The organism is Micromonospora sp. NPDC023633 (assembly GCF_040640035.1).
Classification (GTDB): Bacteria; Actinomycetota; Actinomycetes; order Mycobacteriales; family Micromonosporaceae; genus Micromonospora.
This window is the reverse complement of the sequence record NZ_JBFABB010000050.1, coordinates 22,343-39,334: the sequence shown is the minus strand read 5'-3', so window position 1 is coordinate 39,334 and position 16,992 is coordinate 22,343. Positions and strand designations below refer to the sequence as shown.

Genomic DNA, 16,992 nt, shown 5'->3' with positions numbered 1-16,992 from the left:
CGGTCGGTCGGAGGTCGCCCGGTCGGTCGGAGGTCGCCCGGTCGGTCGGAGGTCGCCCGGTCGGTCGGAGGTCGCCCGGTCGGTCGGAGGTCGCCCGGTCGGTCGGAGGTCGCCCCGTCGTCGAGGGTCGCCCGGTCAGTCGGAGGTCGCCTGGTCCAGCGAGTCGCGCAGGGCCAGCGCCAGCGAGACCGCCTCGGTGAGGTCGACCGGCCGCACCACCCCGGCGGGCAGCGTGTCCGCCCGCCAGCCCGGCCCGGCGGCGAGCACCAGCAGCGGCCGACGGGGCGCGGCGAGCAGGGCGTCGAGCTGGGCGGGGTCGGCGGTGGCCCGGGCGTGCGACCAGATCACCACGGCGGCCGGTCCGGTCCGGTTGACGGCCTCGAGCAGCGCGGGCAGCGGCATCCGGGCGCCGAGCATCCGGTAGCCGACCCCGGCCTCGGCGAGCGCGGCGGCGAGCGCCTCCAACGGCAGGGTGTGCTGCTCCTCGTCGGCGCAGGAGAGCACGATGCGCGCCGGGCCGGCGGGCGCGCCGGCCCGGGCGACCACCGCGAACGCCTCCGAGACGCAGCGCGACATCAGGTGCTCGACCTCGATCAGGCCACCGGTGGCGGCGTGCCGCTCCCCGATGCCGAAGAGCACGGGGCGCAGCAACCCGTCCCAGGTGGCGATCACGCCGTCCGCCTGGACGGCCCGGGCGATCGTCTCGCCGATCGCGACCGCGTCCAGCCGCGTGGCGGCGCGGGCCAGCCCCCGGGCCGCCGGCCCGGCCCGGCCGACCGGAATCGTCGACCCGCCGCCGTCCCGGCCGGCGACGGCGCGCACCTGTGGGCGTACGCCGGCGTCGGTGGGCACGGCGTCCGGCGCCCGGCGGGCCCAGCGGGCCGCCTCCGCCGGGGTGACCCCCTGGGCGGTGAGCCGTCGCATGATCTCCAGGCGCGCGAGGTCGGCCGGCGTGTAGCGCCGGTGGTGCCCGGGTACGTGCTCGCTGGGCCCGAGCCCGTAGCGCTGGTGCCAGGTGCGCAGGGTGGTCACGGCGACGCCCAGCCGTCGGGCGACGGCTCCCGCGCTCAGCGCCTCATCGGCCACCCGACCGCTCCGACGCTTCGTTCGTTGGCGGGCCGGGCGGGGTGACGGCCGGGCCCGGGGGGCTGGCGGTCGGCCCCGAGGCGGCCAGCAGCCGGTTCACCACCCCGCCCAGCCACGGTGCGTACGCGCGGGGATCGGCGTCGAGGCCGGCCGCCAGTGCGACGGGGTCGACCCAGCGCAGCTCGGCCACCTCGTCGGGATCGGGCAGCAGCGGGCTGTCCGGCCGGAACTCGCCCCGCAGGACGTGGTCGTACTCGAACTCCACCCGACCGGTGGTCGGGTCCTCGGCGTAGTAGACGTACACCCCGACCTCGGTCAGCTCGACCGGGTCGGCGCCGAGCTCCTCGCGCAGCCGGCGGTTGGCGGCCTCGACCAGGGACTCACCGGGCGCGGGGTGGCCGCAGCACGAGTTGGCCCAGCGCAGCGGGAAGCGGGTCTTCACCGGGGCCCGCCGTTGCAGCAGCACCCGGCCGTCGGGGGCGACGAGCAGCACCGAGAAGGCGCGGTGGAGCTGGCCCGGGGGCTGGTGGGCGACGGACACGGTGGTCTCGCCCTGCGGCCGCCCGGTGTCGTCGACGAGCTCGACGAGATGCTCTTCGCGGGTGGTCACGGCAGGTGTCTCCCGGGTCCGAGGGGGAGGGCCATCAGGCTTCCCCGGTGATGCGGCCGGCGGCGAGCTTGCCGGAGATGAGCACCATCGGCACGCCGACGCCGGGCTGGGTGCCCGAGCCGACGAAGACGACGTTCGGCAGCGTCCGGTGCAGGTTCGACGGGCGGAACGGGCCGGTCTGGAAGAGGCTGTGCGCGGCGGCGAACGGGGTGCCGGCGGCCATGCCCTGCTCCGCCCACTCGGCCGGGGTCACGGCCCGCAGCACCTCGACGCCAGCGCCGAAGCCGACGTAGCCGCGCTCCTCCAGGGTCTCGACGAGCTGGTCGGCGTAGCGTTCGGTGAGGTCGCCCCGCCAGTCGAACGGCGCCCGGTCGAGGTTGGGCACCGGGGCGAGGACGTAGTAGGTGTGCCGCCCGGCGGGCGCCACCGACGGGTCGGTCCGGCTCGGGTTGGTGACCAGCAGGGACGGGTCGCTCATCAGCTGGCCCCGCCGGATGACCTCATCGAAGGTGCCCTTCCACGACCGTCCGAAGTGGATGTTGTGGTGGGCGATCTTCCCATACCCCTGCGTCGAACCGACGTGCAGGACCACGCAGGAAGGGGAGTAGGTGAGCCGGCGCGGACGGCTCGGCGGCAGCAGGTCGCGGTAGGCGACCGGCAGGTCGGGGTTGAGCACGACCACGTCGGCCGGGATCAGCTCGCCGTCGGCAGTCACCACGCCGGTGGCGCGGCCGTTCGCGGTCTCCACCCGGGTCACCGTGGTGTCGTAGCGGATCTCGACGCCGTGCTTCTCGGCGGCGCCGGCCATGCCGCGGGAGACCGCGTGGATGCCGCCCCGCGGGAAGTAGACCCCGGCCACCGAGTCGAGGTACGCGATGACCGCGTAGATGGCCAGCGCGTCGTGCGGCGCGAGGCCGGCGTACATCGCCTGGAAGGAGAAGATCCGCTGGGTACGCGGGTCCCGGAAGAACTGGTTGATCTTCGTCTGGAGCCGGCGGAAGGCGCCGCCCGCCAGCAGCTTGACCAGGTTGCCGGTGAGCAGGTCGGTGGGCGCGTCCAGGTTGCGTTCGATGAAGTCGGCGCGTTCCCACTGCCAGAGCTGGCGCGCGTAGTCGACGAAGCGCAGGTAGCCGTCGGCCTCGCGGGGGCCGCAGACCCGGGCGATCTCGGCGGCCATCCGGGTGGTGTCGGTGATGACGTCCAGCGTCGACCCGTCCGGGTAGTACGCCCGGTAGGCCGGGTCGAGCGGGGTGAGGTCGAGCCAGTCGTCCAGCTCCTCGCCGACCGCGGCGAGCGCCTCGGCGATCAGGTCGGGCATGGTGAGCACGGTGGGCCCGGTATCGAACTCGTAGCCGTCCACGCCGAGTCGACCGGCCCGGCCGCCCGGCACCGGCTCGCGCTCCAGCACGGTCACCTGTCGACCGCTGCCCGCCAGGTGCAGCGCGCAGGCCAGCCCGCCCAGCCCGGCACCGACGACGACCACCCGGTCCGTACGCCCGTCAACGGTGCGCACGCGACCACCTCCTTGTGCGAAGTTGCCCATCATGCCCGCCGGTTGGTGGCGGCGGTGGCGAGAGCCGTGAGCGCGGTGCGCGCGGTCTCGTCGATCGACGCGGTGCCGAGCGCGGTCAGCGCCTCGGTGACCCGGTCGGAGATCATGCGTTCGACCCGGTCGACGGCCCCGGTGTCGGCGACCAGTTCGGCGAGCCGGGCGACCTCCGCGTCCCCCAGGTCGGTGCCGGCCCCGTCCAGCGCGCGCCGCTGGGTCGGCGTGGCGAGCTGCCGGGCCAGCATGAGCAGCACGGTCGGCTTGCCGGTGCGCAGGTCGTCGCCGGCCGGCTTGCCGGTGGTCGCCGGGTCGCCGTAGACGCCGAGCAGGTCGTCGCAGAGCTGGAACGCCTCGCCGACGGCGAGCCCGTAGCGGGTGTAGGCGGCGGTCAGCGGGGCGTCGCCGCCGACGCCGGCCAGGCGGGCGCCGAAGAGCAGCGGTCGCTGCACCGTGTAGCTCGCGGTCTTGTATCGGGCGACCCGCAGCGCCCGGTCGACCGACCAGTTCGCCGCGTCGCTCTCGCCCAGCACGTCGAGGTACTGCCCGGCGATCGTCTCCACGCGCATCTGGTCGTAGCAGCGCCGGACGTCGAGCAGGCGGGCCGGTGGCAGCGCCGCGTGCGCGAGGAGCCGGTCGGCCCAGACCATGCAGAGGTCGCCGATCAGCACTGCGACCGCCTCGCCGAACCGACGCGGGTCGCCCCGGTGGCCGGCGGCGGCGTGCCGGGCGGCCAGCGCCACGTGCACGGTCGGCCGGCCACGGCGGGTCGCGGAGCCGTCCATCACGTCGTCCTGCACGAGGGCGAAGGTGTGCAGCAGCTCCAGGGCGGCGAACGCGGGCAGCACCGACGACAGCGGAGCCGTGCCGCCCGGCGCGCCGCGCCACCCCCAGTAGGCGAACGTGGGGCGGACGCGCTTGCCGCCGGCCAGCACGCAGTCGCGCGCCGTCGCGGCGAATCCGCCCATCGCCGCGTCGATCTCGCTCAGGGCGTCGACCTCGGTGCCCAGGAAGGCGGCGAGGGTGCCCTCCACCGCCGTGACCAGGTCGTTGGTGTACGCGGCCAGGACCGCGCGGACCGGGTCGTCCCCGTCGGCCGGGCCGGCGGGGGCCACGCGGAGCGAGTTCTTCGCAACTGCGTCGTTGGCCATGCGCCCGAGCGTACCCTAGGCTTACGAGTTGCGTCGATTTGTGCGTCGATAAATGAGGAGTGCCGGTGGACACCGATCTCACCGCTGCCTATGGCCGCTGCCGTGAGCTGCACAGACGGCACGGCCGCACCTACTATCTCGCCACCCGGCTGCTGCCCGCTTGGAAACGACGGCATGTGCACGCGTTGTATGGATTCACGCGCTACGCCGACGAGATCGTCGACCGCACCGAGGAGCTGCCCCCGACCGAGCGCGCCGCGCGCCTCGACGACTGGGCCGGCCGCTTCGTCGCCGGGCTGCACGGCGAACCGGTGGACGACCCGCTGCTCCCCGCCGTACTGCACACGATCGCCGTCTTCGATCTCGACCGGGACGACTTCGCGTTGTTTCTCAAGAGCATGGCGATGGACCTGACGGTCACCTCGTACCGCACCTACGACCACCTGCTCGACTACATGGAGGGCTCGGCGGCGGTGATCGGCACCATGATGCTGCCGATCCTGGGCAGCTCGGACCCGGTGGCGGCCCGGGAGCCGGCCCGCCAGCTCGGCTTCGCCTTCCAGCTCACCAACTTCATCCGGGACGTGGCCGAGGACCTCGACCGGGGGCGGACCTACCTGCCCGACGACGACCTGGCCCGCTTCGGCGTCACCCGCGAGGAACTGGCCGAGGCGCGCGCCCGGGGTCACGCCACGTCGCGGATCCGGGAGCTGATCGCGTACGAGGTGACCCGCGCCCAGGCGCACTACGCCGCCGCGGCCCCCGGGATCACCCTGCTCGCGCCCGCCTCGCAGGCCTGCATGCGCACCGCCTACGCGCTGTACGGCGGGATCCTGGACGAGGTGGCCGCGCGGGACTACGACGTCTTCGCCGACCGGGCGCTGGTGCCGCAGCGCCGCCGCATGGCGGTGGCCGCCCGCGCCCTGCTCACCCCCGTCGGCACGCCGGTGGTGATTCCCGGTCCCGCCCTGGTGCCCGGCCCGCTGGCCCTGTCCACCCCGTGACGGCCTCCTGCCGCTGACCGTCCGACGGGTCCTCCGCCGGGTCAGAGGCAGGAGTGCAGGGCGTCCACCAGGGCGTCGACCCGGTCGTGGTCGGCCAGGTGGGACGTGGCGTAGGCGAAGGTGTAGCCGCGACCGGGATCGGCCCAGGCGGAGCTGCCGCCGATCCCGCCCATGCCCCAGCTGCCGTCCTCCTCCCACTGCATGCCCAGCGTCCACCGGGTCCGCCGGCCGAGCAGCAGGTCGTCGCCGTCGTACTGGACCCGGGTCGCCTCGGCCACCAGCTCCCGGCTGAACAGCCGTACGCCGTCGAGGACGCCGCCGGCGAGCAGGCCCGCGTAGAGGCGGGCCAGAGCGCCCGCGGTCGAGTGCAGATTGACGGCCGGCACCTCGGCGCCGCGCCAGAGCGGGCTGTTCACCACCGACAGGTCCCGGCCGCCGGGCGGGTTGTCCAACGCCCGCGCCCAGAGCGAACCCGGCTCGCCGGCCACCCGCTCCGGCCACCCCGGATCGCCGTACCGCAGCTCGGCGCAGCGCCGCTGGTCCGCCTCGCCGAGGCCGAAGCCGAGGTCCAGCCGCCACGGGCCGGCGATCTCCTCGGCGAGGAAGCGGCCCACCGACCGCCCGTCGACGCGCCGCACCAGCTCGCCCACCAGGTGCCCGTACGTCCAGGCGTGCTCGCCCGCGACGGACCCCGGCGACCACTCCGGCTCGGCGGCGGCGAGGTCGGCGCAGAGCAGGTCCCAGTCGGCGACGGCGGCGGCCGGCCGGGGCACCGGAAAGGCCGGCAGCCCGGCGGTGTGCGTCAACACCTGGCGCACGGTGGCCGGGGCGCGGAAGCCGGGCCAGTGGTCGGCGACGGGGTCGTCCAGGTCGAGCCGGCCCCGGTCGACCAGCGCCAGCAGGCAGAGCGCGGCGACCGGCTTGGCCACGGAGTAGACGTTGACCAGCGTGTCCGGCCGCCACGGCCGTCCCGGTGACCGCTCGCCGCCGCCGACGTCGACCACCGGCTCGCCGTCGTACCAGATCGCCAGGCCGGCCCCGGTCTCCCGGCCCTCGGCGAGCAGCTCGGCGAAGCAGTCGTGGACGGCGGCGAAGCGTGTGCGCATCCGGCCACGGTAGGAGGTCCGGACGCCGGCGGGCAGCGGATTTCCGCCGGTGACGGGCTGGCCGGCCGCCGAACGGTGCGCGATGCTGGCGGGATGGCGGATCCGGAACTGGTGGACGTGGTCGTGATCGGGCTCGGGGTCGGCGGCGAGGAGGTGGCCGGGCGACTCGCCGAGGCCGGGCTGACCGTCGTCGGCGTCGAGCGCGAGCTGGTCGGCGGGGAGTGCCCGTACTGGGGGTGCGTGCCGAGCAAGATGATGATCCGGGCGGCCAACGCGATCGCCGAGGCCCGCCGCGTGGACGGGCTCGCGGGCACCGCCGAGGTCCGGCCCGACTGGGCGCCGGTGGCGAAGCGGATCCGCGAGGAGGCCACCGACACCTGGGACGACACGGTCGCCGTGGAGCGGTTCACCGGCAAGGGCGGGCGGTTCGTCCGGGGCAGCGCCCGGCTCGACGGCCCCGGCCGGGTCCGGGTCGGCGAGCAGGTCTTCCAGGCCCGGCACGGGATCGTGCTCGGCACCGGCACCAGGCCGTCCGTGCCGCCGGTCGACGGGCTGGCCGAAACGCCGTACTGGACCAACCGGCAGGCGATCGAGGTCGAGGAGCTGCCGGAGTCGCTGCTGGTGCTGGGCGGCGGGGCGATCGGGTTGGAGCTGGCGCAGGTCTTCGCCCGGTTCGGGGTCCGGGTCACCGTGGTCGAGGCCCTGGACCGGGTGCTCGCCGTCGAGGAGCCGGAGGCGTCCGAGGTGGCCGCCGCCGCGCTGCGCGCCGACGGGGTGGAGATCCACACCGGGGTGCGGGCGGAGCGGGTCAGCCACGACGGGCGCGGTTTCACCCTGCGCGGGGCCGACGGGGCGGAGTTCACCGCCGAGCGGCTGCTCGTGGTGACCGGTCGCCGCGCCCACCTGGACGGGCTGGGCCTGGACACCGTCGGGGTGGACGCCGGCCGGCGCTACCTGGCCGTGGACGACCGGCTGCACGTCACGGAGGGGATCTGGGCGGTCGGCGACGTCACCGGCGAGGGGGCGTTCACGCACGTCGCGATGTACCAGGCGGGGATCGTCGTCGCCGACGTGCTCGACCACGCCCGGCGCGCCGACGGCGGGGCCGACCCCAGCGGCACCGCGAGCGCGACGGGTGGCGCGTCCGGGGCGGTCGGCGCGTCGGGCACCACGGGGTCGGGCGGTTCCGCCGGTGCGGTGCCGCGCGCCGACTACCGGGCGCTGCCCCGGGTGACCTTCACCGACCCCGAGGTCGGCGCGGTCGGCCTCACCGAGCGGCAGGCCCGCGAGCGGGGCGTCAACGTGCAGGTCGGCCTCGCCCGGGTGCCGTCGTCGGCCCGGGGCTGGATCCACAAGGCCGGCAACGAGGGCTTCGTCAAGCTGGTCGCGGACGCCGACCAGGGCGTGCTGATCGGCGCGACCTCGGTGGGGCCGGCCGGTGGCGAGGTGCTCTCCGGCCTGGTGGTCGCGGTGCACGCGGCCGTGCCGCTCGCCCGGCTCCGGCAGATGATCTACGCGTACCCGACCTTCCACCGGGCGATCGAGGACGCGTTGCGCAACATGTCCTGACGGTCCCGCGCCGTCGCGTCGATGCTGGGCGGCGGGCAGCACACGGCAGCGCAAGGCAATCGCCCGGCAGGCGGCTGCTCATTTCTTTCAGTCTGATGACGTAAGTTGCGGCCGTGACGAAACGGTTGACCGAAGTTGCCAAGAAGGCCGGCGTCAGCGAGGCCACCGTCAGCCGGGTGCTCAACGGTCGGGACGGGGTCTCCGAGGCGACCCGGACGGCCGTGCTGACCGCGCTCGACGTGCTCGGCTACGAGCGGCCGACCAAGCTGCGCGGCGAGCGTGCCCGGCTGGTCGGGCTGGTGCTGCCCGAGCTGCAGAACCCGATCTTCCCGGCGCTCGCCGAGGTGGTCACCGGCTCGCTCGCCCAACGGGGGTTCACCCCGGCGCTCTGCGCCCGCACCATCGGGGGAGTCTCCGAGATGGACTACGTGGAGATGCTCCTCGACCACCAGGTCTCCGGGGTGATCTTCGCCGGTGGTTCGTACGCGCTCGCCGACGCCCGGCACGACCACTACCGCCGGCTGACCGACCGGGGCCTGCCGGTGGTGCTGGTCAACGCGGGTGTGGACGAGTTGGGCTTCCCCCGGGTCTCCACCGACGACGCGGTGGCGGTCGAGCAGGCCTACGGGCACCTGCGCTCGCTCGGGCACGACCGGATCGGGATGGTGCTCGGCCCGGAGGGGCACGTGCCGTCCCGGCGCAAGCTGGACGCGATGGCCCAGGCGGCGGGCTGGGGCGACGACACGGCGTACGTCGAGCGCTCCAGCTTCTCCATGGAAGGGGCGCGGGTCGCGGCGACCAAGCTGGTCGAGCGCGGCGTCACCGGCATCATCTGCGCCAGCGACGTGCTGGCCCTGGGCGCCATCCGGGCCGCCCGGCGGCTGGGTCGGGTGGTGCCGACCGACGTGTCGGTGGTCGGCTTCGACGACTCCGCGTTCATGACCTGCACCGACCCGCCGTTGACCACCGTGCGGCAGCCGATCGAGACGATGGGGCAGGCGGCGGTGGACCTGCTGGTCACCCAGATCGAGGGTGCCGGCGTGCTGCACGACGAGTTGCTGTTCGAGCCCGAACTGGTGGTGCGTGGTTCCACCGCGCCCGCTCCCGGTCGCTGATCCGGGTCCGCCCCGGCCGCTGAATCGGGTCCGCCCCGGGTCGCTGACCTCCGTTCCGCCTCGGTCGCTGACCGGCCGCCGGCCGCCGTTTCCGTCGCCGACCACATCGCGCTGACCGCCGACTGACGGTCCGGCCACGGACCCCGCCAGTCCACCGGACGACGCTTCGGCCACCCATCGACGCTCCGGCCGTCGACCGCTGCTCGCGGTCGGCGGCCGTCCGTCGTTGCCGGCGACCTCCTGCGCTCCGCTATCCCAGGCCGTGCCCGCCTGCGCCCGTAGCGCCGCCGTCGCGTCCCATGATCCGTTGACGTCGGCCCGGGCGGAGGGCAGCGCGGAGCCCGGTGGAGCGTCAACCGATCATGAGTGCCGCTCGCGGCAGCGGTGGCTCCTGGCGCGAAGCGGGGCTCGATCCGACCGGGCACCAATCGGGGCGAAGCCCCGCAACTCGACCGCCTTCCAAGATTCTGTCAAAATCTGTCGGCGCGGCATCATGTTCCAGACCAACTACGTCGGGGGGCAGCCGCAGTTCCCCATCACCGACACGGTCTTCACCAACGTCTCCATCAGCGGCGCCCGCAAGAGCGGTGACGCCTACGACGCGAAGTCCGGCTTCGGCATCTGGGCAAACCCGATGCCGGAGGCGGGGCAGGGTCCGGCCGTCGGCTCGGTCACCTTCAACAACCTTCGCCTGAGCAACAACGCGGTGGACATCCAGAACACCACCTCGACGTTCACCATCAACCGCAACTGACCCACCCCCGGCCGCCCGAGCGGCGGCCGGTCTCCCGGGCGCGGTGCGGCCAGCGGACATCCGGTGGCCGCACCGCCCGGCCCGTTGGGGCCTTCCGTCCCGTCGCCGGGCCGGCGGGCCGGACCTGCGCCCGGTCAGTGGGCCGGGGCGCCGTGCCGACCGGCGCCGGCGGCGAACCGGGCGGCCCCCGCCGCCGCGTCGGCGGCCAGCGACTCCATCCCGTACGCCAGCTCGACCTCCCGCGCCGCCGGTTCCGGCAGGCCGGCGCCGGCGAGCAGCGCCGCCCGGTCGTTGCGCAGGCAGGTCTGCGGGTGCCGGGCGAGCTCGGCGGCCAGCCGCTCGGCCGCCGCCCGGGACTCACCCGGCGCGACCAGCCGGTTCACCAACCCCATGCCGTACGCCTCCTCGGCCGGCACCGGCCGGCCGGTGAGGATCAGGTCCATCGCCCGGCTCTCGCCGATCAGCCGGGGCAGCCGGACCGTGCCCCCGTCGACCAGCGGCACCCCCCAGCGGCGGCAGAACACCCCGAGCACCGCGTCGGACTCGGCGACCCGCAGGTCGCACCAGAGCGCCAGTTCCAACCCGCCGGCCACCGCGTGACCGGAGATCGCGGCGATCACCGGCTTGCTGAGCGTCATCCGGGTCGGACCCATCGGGCCGTCCCCCTGCGCCTCGACCCGGTTGCCGCTCGGGGTGCCGATGGCCTTCAGGTCGGCCCCGGCGCAGAACGTGCCGCCGGCCCCCCAGAGCACGGCCACCGAGGCGTCGGGGTCGGCCTCGAAGGCGCGGAACGCGTCGGCCAGCGCCCGGGCCGTCGGCCCGTCGACCGCGTTGCGGGCCGCCGGCCGGTCCAGGATCACCGTGGTCACCGCCGCGGCGCGTTCGACGCGTACCCCCATCCGGACAGCATGCCCCCGGCGGTGCCGGCGGCGCCAGAGGTGTCAGCGCGGGTCGGGGCGGTCCGGGCGGACCAGGGTGGCGCCCAGCGCGGCGCCGACCACGCAGGCCACCCCGGCCGCCTGCGGCCAGGCCAGCAGCTCACCCAGCAGGACCAGCCCGACCAGCGCGCCGATCGCCGGCTCCAGGCTGAGCAGGATCGCGAAGACCCGGGCCGGCATCCGACGCAGCGCCGCCATCTCCGCCGAGTACGGCAGCACCGACGACAGCAGCGCCACCGCCGCACCCAGCGCGAGGGTCCACGGGTCGAGCAGCGCCGTGCCGCTGCCGGCCACCCCGAACGGCAGCACGGCCAGCGCGGCGACGGCCATCCCCAGCGCGAGGCCCCGGCTGTCCGGCACGCGGGCGCTGACCGCCTTGCCGAGCAGCACGTAGCCCGCCCAGCCGACCGCGACGGCCACGCAGCACAGCAGCCCCACCCGGTCCACCCCGGTCCCGCCGAGCCCGCTGATCAGCAGCACCCCGCCGCCGGCCAGCCCCGCCCACGCCACGTCGACGAGCCGGCGGCTGCCGGCGAGCGACACCAGCAGCGGCCCGGCGAAGCCGATGGTGACCGCGACGCCCAGCGGCACCCGTTCCAGGGCCGCGTAGAAGGCGAGGTTCATCACCGCCAGGGCCAGCCCGAACGCCCCGACCAGGCCGGCGGTGCGCCAGCCCAGGCGCAGCCCCGGCCGAACCAGGAGCAGCAGGATGAGCGCGGCGAAGCCGAGCCGCAGCGTGGTCGTGCCGCCGGCGCTGGTGCTGCCGAAGAGCTGCTTGGCGACGGCCGCCCCGACCTGGGTGGAGAGCATGCCGAGCAGCATCAGCAGCGGGGGCGGCACGGCCCGGGGCTGCCCCAGCGCGACGGTCAGTCTGGTCGCCGGCCGGGCGGCCGGCAGCGGGCGGGAGGAGAGTGCGTACACCCGGACCACAGTGGCCGGGGACGGGGCGGCCCGCGACCGGATTTCCACGCCCGCCGGACCGGGGCGGGCCCGGCGGCGCTAGCATCCCCGACGGCACGATCATGTGAGGTGCCCCGCGCGAGCGGGGAGAATCGGGAAGCCGGTGCGAATCCGGCACGGGCCCGCCGCGGTGACCGGGGAGCCACCGTCCACGCGTACGCGCAGCCACTGGCCCGCCCGGGCCGGGAAGGCGGACGGCCAGGCGTCGATCCGGGAGTCCGAAGACCGGCCTCGCGTCCGGTGCCCGCGTCCGGCGTGGCGTGGGCCGAGCGCAGCGGGAGCCTGCCTTGGATCTGTACGACGTCATCTACCGCCGCCGGGACGTACGCGCCCAGTTCACCGGGGCGCCGGTGCCCGAGGAGACGCTGCACCGGGTGCTGGCGGCGGCGCACGCCGCGCCGAGCGTCGGCTACTCGCAGCCCTGGGACTTCGTCCTGGTGCGCGACCCGGAGCTGCGCCGCCGCTTCCACGAGCACGTCCACACCGAGCGGGACGCCTTCGCCGCGACGCTCGACGGGGAGGCGGCCGAACGGTTCGCCCGCATCAAGATCGACGGCGTCCTGGAGTCGACCCTGTCGGTGGTGGTCACCCACGACCAGGCCCGGGGCGGCCCCGCCGTGCTCGGCCGGCACGCCATCGCCGACACCGGGCTCTACTCGACCTGCCTCGCCATCCAGAACCTCTGGCTCGCCGCCACTGCCGAGGGGCTCGGGGTGGGCTGGGTGTCGTTCTACCGGGAGCCGTGGCTCGCCGATCTGCTCGGCATCCCCGACGGGGTTCGGCCCGTGGCGTGGCTCTGCCTCGGGCCGGTCACCCACTTCGAGCCCGTACCCGACCTGGCCCGGCACGGTTGGCGGCAGAAGCGCCCACTGGCCGAGGCGGTCCACCACGACCGCTGGACGGCGTCGGAGGGCTGACCGCCGGGCCGGCGTCGGAGGGCTGACCGGGCCGGCGTCGGAGGGCTGACCGGCCCGCCAGCGTTGCGGGGCTGACCGCCGGACGGCGTCGGCGCGGCGGGTCCGCGACCGCGGCGGGGCGCCGCCCGGCGCGTCCCGTTACGGGTCGGCGGGGGCCTCGTCACGTACCGCTGCGGATCCGTCACCGCCGCCCGGTTTGCGGCGGCTCCTGCCGGGAAGTCGGTACGGGTGCGAGCACTCTTGACGAAGATCGAGCAGGCATCCGGCCTGGACCGGGTCGGCGACCGGTTGCAGCGCGCCGTCCAGGCCACCCTCCGGCCGCAGCGGGTCCGCGACCTGCTGCACGGCGTCTGGCTGGGCCATCCGCTGCACCCGGCGATGGTGCAGGTGCCGGTCGGCGCATGGATCAGCACCGCCGTGCTGGACCTGATGCCGGGGCAGCGCCGGGCCGCCACCACACTGTGCGCGGTGGGCACCGTCAGCGCCCTCCCGGCCGCGGTCGCCGGCCTCAACGACTGGGCGGCACTGGCTCGCGACCAGCGCCGGGTCGGCCTGGTGCACGCCGCGTCCAACAGCGTCGGCTTGGCGTTCTACGCCGGCTCGGTGGCCGCCCGGATGACCGGCCGGCACAACCTCGGCCGTACGCTCGGCTTCCTCGGGCTCAGCGCCGCCAGCATGGGCGCGTACCTCGGCGGGCACCTGGCGTACAAGCAGGGCGCGCAGGTGAACCAGAGCATCTCCGAGCTGCACCGGATGAGCGACGGCTGGCACTCCATCGCGGACATGTCCGCCCTGCCGGAGCGCCAGCTGATCACCCGGGAGGTCGACGACGTCTCGGTGATCCTCTACCGGCACGGCGACGAGGTCACCGTGATGCTGGAGCGCTGCCCGCACCAGAGCGGTCCGCTGGGCGAGGGCGAGGTGCAGGAGATCGACGGGCACGCGTGCGTGGTCTGCCCGTGGCACGGCAGCGCGTTCCGCCTCAACGGCGGCGAGGTCGTGCACGGCCCGTCCGGCAACGACCAGCAGGTCCTGCCGACCCGTGTCGTCAACGGCGTCCTGGAGACCCGCCTCCCCTGACCCGCACTCCCACCCGACCTGCCGGCCCTCGTGCCTTCCGGCCTGCCGGCCGCCGTGCCTGGCCTCCCAGCCTCCGTGCCCGGCCCTCCCGGCCCTCCAGCCTCCGTGCCCGGCCCTCCCGGCCCTCCGGCCTCCGTGCCCGGCCCTCCCGGCCCTCCGGCCTCCGTGCCCGGCCCTCCCGCCGCCATGCCCTCCCGCCCTCCGCTGTCGATCAAGAGGTTTGGGTCGAGTTCGATCTCCCTGGCGTGGCCAAACCTCTTGATCACCGAGCCGGTGTCGGTCGGTGGGGTGGGTGGGGTGGGTGCGGGGCGGTGGTGGGTGGGGATCGGTGGTTGGGTCAGGGGCGGCGGTGGCGGCCGATCGGGGTGTCGCGGGGCGAGTCCGGGTGGGCCCGGCCGTGGCCGGTCAGCCCGCGCTCGTGGGTGCCAGGGGCCGTGGCGGTGCCGGGGGCGGTCGTGACCGCGCGACCGTGGCCGGTGGGGTGCGCAGAGCCCCGACCGATCGGGCGTGCGGTTTCGTGGATGCCGGTGTCCGTACCGCCCCGGTCGGCCGCGGTCGCGCTGCCGCGTGGGGTGGTGCCGGTGTCCCGGTAACCCGCGCCGCGCCCGCTCGTGGTGGTGCCACGGCGCGTGGCGGTGCCCCGGCGGGCGGCGGCCGTGGTCCGGGCCGTGGTCCGGGCCCCACCGGCCGGTACGTGGCCCGGGCGGCGGCGCAGGCCCAGGACCGCGCCGATCTGCGCGCCGACGATGCTCGCCACCGCCAGGACGGCGGAGACCGCTAGGGGTCGGTTGACCCGATCGGGCTCGCCGGCCCGGGCGGCTCCCACCGTCACCGTGGGGGCCTGACCGGCGTCCGTCTCCGCCGGTGGCGGCACCGGGGCCTCGGCCGCAGGCGGGGGCGGCGTCGCCCGCCCGGGGGCGGCCGGCCCGGGCGCCGGTTGCGGGGCCGGCCGGGCGGGCGCGGGCGGGGTCGGGCGGGCGACGAGGCGGCCGGTGGCGTGCCGGCGGGCACCCCGGTCCTCGGCTTCCCCGGGAAGCCTCAGCAGCTGACCCGGGTGGATCCGGTCGGGGTCGCCGAGCCGGTTCAGCTCGGCCAGTTCCCGGTAGTCGGCGAACTCGTCGAGATAGCGCTGGGCGACGGCGCCCAGGTGGTCGCCCCGGGCTACCCGGTAGACCGCGCCGCCCTCGTCCGGAGCGGCGGAGGCGGCCGAGGCGGACCGGGCGACCGGAACAGCGGTCGGGGGCTGGGCGGGCGGGGCGGCCGACAGCGGTCGCGCGACCTGAGCCGTCGAGGCGGGCCGGGCGGCCTGCGCGGCCGATGCGGACCAGTTGTGTGCGACCGGGGCGGGCCGGGCGGCCTCCGCACCGGTCGTCTGCGCGGTCGCGGCCGGTGCCGCCGGCAGGGCGTACGGGCCGGCGACCGCCGTCGCCGCGCTCGCCGCCGGGCTGGCCGCGAGGATCAGTGCGACCGAACCGACCAGCGCGGCGGCGGCCCGTTGCTGGCGACTCATCCCCGGCAGCCGGGGCGCGGGCCGGCGCAGCGCCTGGGCGCAGAGCTCGACCAGCACGGAGAAGGCGAACGTGGCCCAGCCGAACCAGCCGGCCAGCGCCAGCGCCCGCAGGAAGAGTCGCCCGTCGTCGCGGCTGGTCAGCGTCGAGCCGATCTCCGCGACGGTGGGCAGGTGATCGGGCAACGGGTTGCCGGCCAGGGCGAGCAGCGCCACCGGCGCGCCGGCCAGCACCGCGCAGAGCACGACCAGCGCGCCGAACCCGGTCAGGATGCGTCCGGTCCGCCGTACGGCGGAACGCCCCGATGCGGCCATGGCTGCCTTCCCTTCCTACGGTGCCCCGGTGAGCGGCCGCGCGGTCGCCTCGCCGGAGACGGTGACGGTCTCGTCAAAGCCGAACAGGCCGAGCATGGATCTGCGGTGCGTGACGGTGACGCGTACCCGGACCCGGGTCTCCCCGTCGACGACGGGGAAGCTGACGGTGTGGCCGGCGGCACCGGCGGCGGCGAGGTAGTCGGCGACGGCCTGGCGGGCCTGGGGGCGGTTGATCCGGGGCGGCCCGCCCGCGATGGCGGTGGCCCGGTCGATGGCCTGGCCGCCGGCGCGGGCGGCCTCGGCCGCGAGGTTGTCGGCCCGCTGTAGCGTGCGCAGCTGGCCCGCGCCGTCGAAGGCCATGCCGATGACGGCGAGGACGCCGGTCATCGCCACCGCGAGGAAGATGCTCACCCGGCCCTGGTCGCGCCGGCCGGCGACGGCGGTCATCCCCGGCTCCGGTAGCGGTCCAGCGGCGACGTGAAGCTCGCCGACACGCGCTTGCCGGCGGGCATCGCCGGCAGGACGGAGAGGTGCAGGTCCCCGTAGGAGACCGTGCACGCGATCCGGACGGTGACCGAGGCCTCCCGCCCGGCCGGGCTGCGGAACGCCGCGTCGAAGCTGGTGGGGGCGCCACCCACCGCTCCGCTGAACGTCACCTCGGGAGTGCCGGCGCAGTTCAGGCCGCGCCAGTCGAGCTGCCGGCGGGCCGCGTCCCGGGCCTCGGCGCGGGCGGTGCGGGCGTCCCGGGAGATCGAGGCGGCGCGGGCGGCGTCGTGGGCGGCGGCGTCGATCGCCTCGGCCGCCACGGCGGTACGCCCGGCGACGCCCGCCAGCACGATCAGCGCGATGAAGGCCGGGGCGAGCACCGCCACCTCGATCGAGACCGAGCCCCGCTCGGCGGTACGGCTCACGGCGTGGTCCACCGTTCCACGGTTCCGTGGGCGGTCTGGCGCACCGGGAAGCTGACCCCGGGGACGACCGACAGGGACCGCCCGCGCACCGTGCAGGTCACCTCGGTCGCCGTGGTCTGGCAGCTCGGGGCGGGATCGTCCCAGCCGACGAGCCAGCCGCCGGCGGCCCGCAGGAACCGGGTGGCCCGGGCCTCGCCGGCTCCGGCCGGCGCCTGGTGCAGCCGCTGCGCGTTGACCGCGCTCTGCGCGGCGTTGAGCGCGGTGGAGCGGGCGACGAACCAGGCCGCGGCCTGGATCGAGGCGAAGAGCAGCAGCAGGATCAGCGGCAGCACCACCGCCAGCTCGACCGGGTTGGCCCCCCGCTCGCCCCCACCAACCGCGAGCCGCCGGGCGACGGCGGAGCAGAGCCGCCGAGCGGCGGTC

Annotated in this window: 15 protein-coding genes, 2 pseudogenes and 1 riboswitch; of the genes and pseudogenes, 6 read left to right on the top strand and 11 right to left on the bottom strand. The window is 75.8% G+C overall.

What is annotated here, in order from left to right; all coding sequences use genetic code 11:
- Positions 1–135 precede the first annotated feature (135 nt).
- From AB0G13_RS17565 to AB0G13_RS17550, 4 genes are read right to left on the bottom strand one after another with little or no spacing between them, the layout of a single operon-like run.
- A complete protein-coding gene (locus AB0G13_RS17565; protein ID WP_357875304.1) occupies positions 136–1,086 on the bottom strand; it encodes a MerR family transcriptional regulator in 951 nt (316 codons plus the stop codon).
- Positions 1,076–1,696, bottom strand: a complete 621-nt coding sequence (gene idi, locus AB0G13_RS17560) for an isopentenyl-diphosphate Delta-isomerase (protein ID WP_357875302.1) — start codon at positions 1,694–1,696, stop codon at positions 1,076–1,078. The genes AB0G13_RS17565 and idi overlap by 11 nt, the downstream gene beginning before the upstream one ends.
- Before the next feature lie 34 nt (positions 1,697–1,730).
- Entirely contained in the window at positions 1,731–3,239 is a 1,509-nt protein-coding gene (gene crtI, locus AB0G13_RS17555; RefSeq protein WP_357875336.1) for a phytoene desaturase family protein, read from the bottom strand.
- Complete coding sequence (locus AB0G13_RS17550; RefSeq protein ID WP_357875300.1) at positions 3,239–4,393, bottom strand: polyprenyl synthetase family protein; 1,155 nt, start codon at positions 4,391–4,393, stop codon at positions 3,239–3,241. Before AB0G13_RS17550 ends, crtI begins: the two co-directional genes overlap by 1 nt.
- A gap of 65 nt (positions 4,394–4,458) precedes the next feature.
- Between AB0G13_RS17550 and AB0G13_RS17545 the strand changes: the two genes are divergently transcribed.
- Complete coding sequence (locus AB0G13_RS17545) at positions 4,459–5,397, top strand: phytoene/squalene synthase family protein (RefSeq protein WP_357875298.1); 939 nt, start codon at positions 4,459–4,461, stop codon at positions 5,395–5,397.
- 41 nt (positions 5,398–5,438) lie between these two features.
- Here the strand turns inward: AB0G13_RS17545 and AB0G13_RS17540 are convergent, their stop codons facing one another.
- A complete protein-coding gene (locus AB0G13_RS17540) occupies positions 5,439–6,503 on the bottom strand; it encodes a serine hydrolase domain-containing protein (RefSeq protein ID WP_357875296.1) in 1,065 nt (354 codons plus the stop codon).
- Between the two features lie 93 nt (positions 6,504–6,596).
- Here AB0G13_RS17540 and AB0G13_RS17535 point away from each other — a divergent pair, with 93 nt between their 5' ends.
- The 3 genes and pseudogenes from AB0G13_RS17535 to AB0G13_RS17525 form a co-directional block, all read left to right on the top strand.
- Positions 6,597–8,072 (top strand): FAD-dependent oxidoreductase, encoded by a 1,476-nt coding sequence (locus tag AB0G13_RS17535; protein WP_357875294.1) that lies wholly within the window; start codon positions 6,597–6,599, stop codon positions 8,070–8,072.
- A 113-nt stretch (positions 8,073–8,185) separates the two neighbouring features.
- A complete protein-coding gene (locus tag AB0G13_RS17530) occupies positions 8,186–9,187 on the top strand; it encodes a LacI family DNA-binding transcriptional regulator (protein ID WP_121397202.1) in 1,002 nt (333 codons plus the stop codon).
- A 487-nt stretch (positions 9,188–9,674) separates the two neighbouring features.
- Positions 9,675–9,941 (top strand): annotated as a pseudogene (locus AB0G13_RS17525) (hypothetical protein); the annotation flags it as partial.
- Positions 9,942–10,075: 134 nt separating this feature from the next.
- Here AB0G13_RS17525 and AB0G13_RS17520 read toward each other — a convergent pair.
- The gene (locus AB0G13_RS17520; RefSeq protein ID WP_357875291.1) at positions 10,076–10,840 is read right to left on the bottom strand and encodes a crotonase/enoyl-CoA hydratase family protein; all 765 of its coding nucleotides are present in this window, start codon (positions 10,838–10,840) and stop codon (positions 10,076–10,078) included.
- A 42-nt stretch (positions 10,841–10,882) separates the two neighbouring features.
- Entirely contained in the window at positions 10,883–11,800 is a 918-nt protein-coding gene (locus tag AB0G13_RS17515; RefSeq protein ID WP_357875289.1) for an EamA family transporter, read from the bottom strand.
- An 89-nt stretch (positions 11,801–11,889) separates the two neighbouring features.
- Positions 11,890–12,088, top strand: a riboswitch (cobalamin riboswitch).
- A gap of 38 nt (positions 12,089–12,126) precedes the next feature.
- Here AB0G13_RS17515 and bluB point away from each other — a divergent pair.
- Both bluB and AB0G13_RS17505 read left to right on the top strand, forming a co-directional pair.
- Positions 12,127–12,756, top strand: a complete 630-nt coding sequence (gene bluB, locus AB0G13_RS17510; RefSeq protein WP_357875287.1) for a 5,6-dimethylbenzimidazole synthase — start codon at positions 12,127–12,129, stop codon at positions 12,754–12,756.
- Between the two features lie 228 nt (positions 12,757–12,984).
- Complete coding sequence (locus tag AB0G13_RS17505) at positions 12,985–13,836, top strand: Rieske 2Fe-2S domain-containing protein (RefSeq protein WP_357875284.1); 852 nt, start codon at positions 12,985–12,987, stop codon at positions 13,834–13,836.
- A 703-nt stretch (positions 13,837–14,539) separates the two neighbouring features.
- Here the strand turns inward: AB0G13_RS17505 and AB0G13_RS17500 are convergent.
- The 4 genes and pseudogenes from AB0G13_RS17500 to AB0G13_RS17485 all read right to left on the bottom strand — a co-directional run.
- Positions 14,540–15,658 (bottom strand): annotated as a pseudogene (locus tag AB0G13_RS17500) (LysM peptidoglycan-binding domain-containing protein); the annotation flags it as partial.
- A 15-nt stretch (positions 15,659–15,673) separates the two neighbouring features.
- On the bottom strand, positions 15,674–16,105 hold the full coding sequence (locus AB0G13_RS17495) for a hypothetical protein (RefSeq protein WP_357875282.1): 432 nt from the start codon (positions 16,103–16,105) through the stop codon (positions 15,674–15,676).
- Positions 16,102–16,581 carry a TadE/TadG family type IV pilus assembly protein gene (locus AB0G13_RS17490; RefSeq protein WP_357875280.1) on the bottom strand — a complete coding sequence of 160 codons (480 nt, stop codon included), beginning with the start codon at positions 16,579–16,581 and terminating at the stop codon, positions 16,102–16,104. The genes AB0G13_RS17495 and AB0G13_RS17490 overlap by 4 nt, the downstream gene beginning before the upstream one ends.
- Positions 16,566–16,910: a TadE/TadG family type IV pilus assembly protein gene (locus tag AB0G13_RS17485; RefSeq protein ID WP_357875335.1), complete on the bottom strand. Its 345-nt coding sequence runs from the start codon at positions 16,908–16,910 to the stop codon at positions 16,566–16,568. Before AB0G13_RS17485 ends, AB0G13_RS17490 begins: the two co-directional genes overlap by 16 nt.
- Positions 16,911–16,992 lie beyond the last annotated feature (82 nt).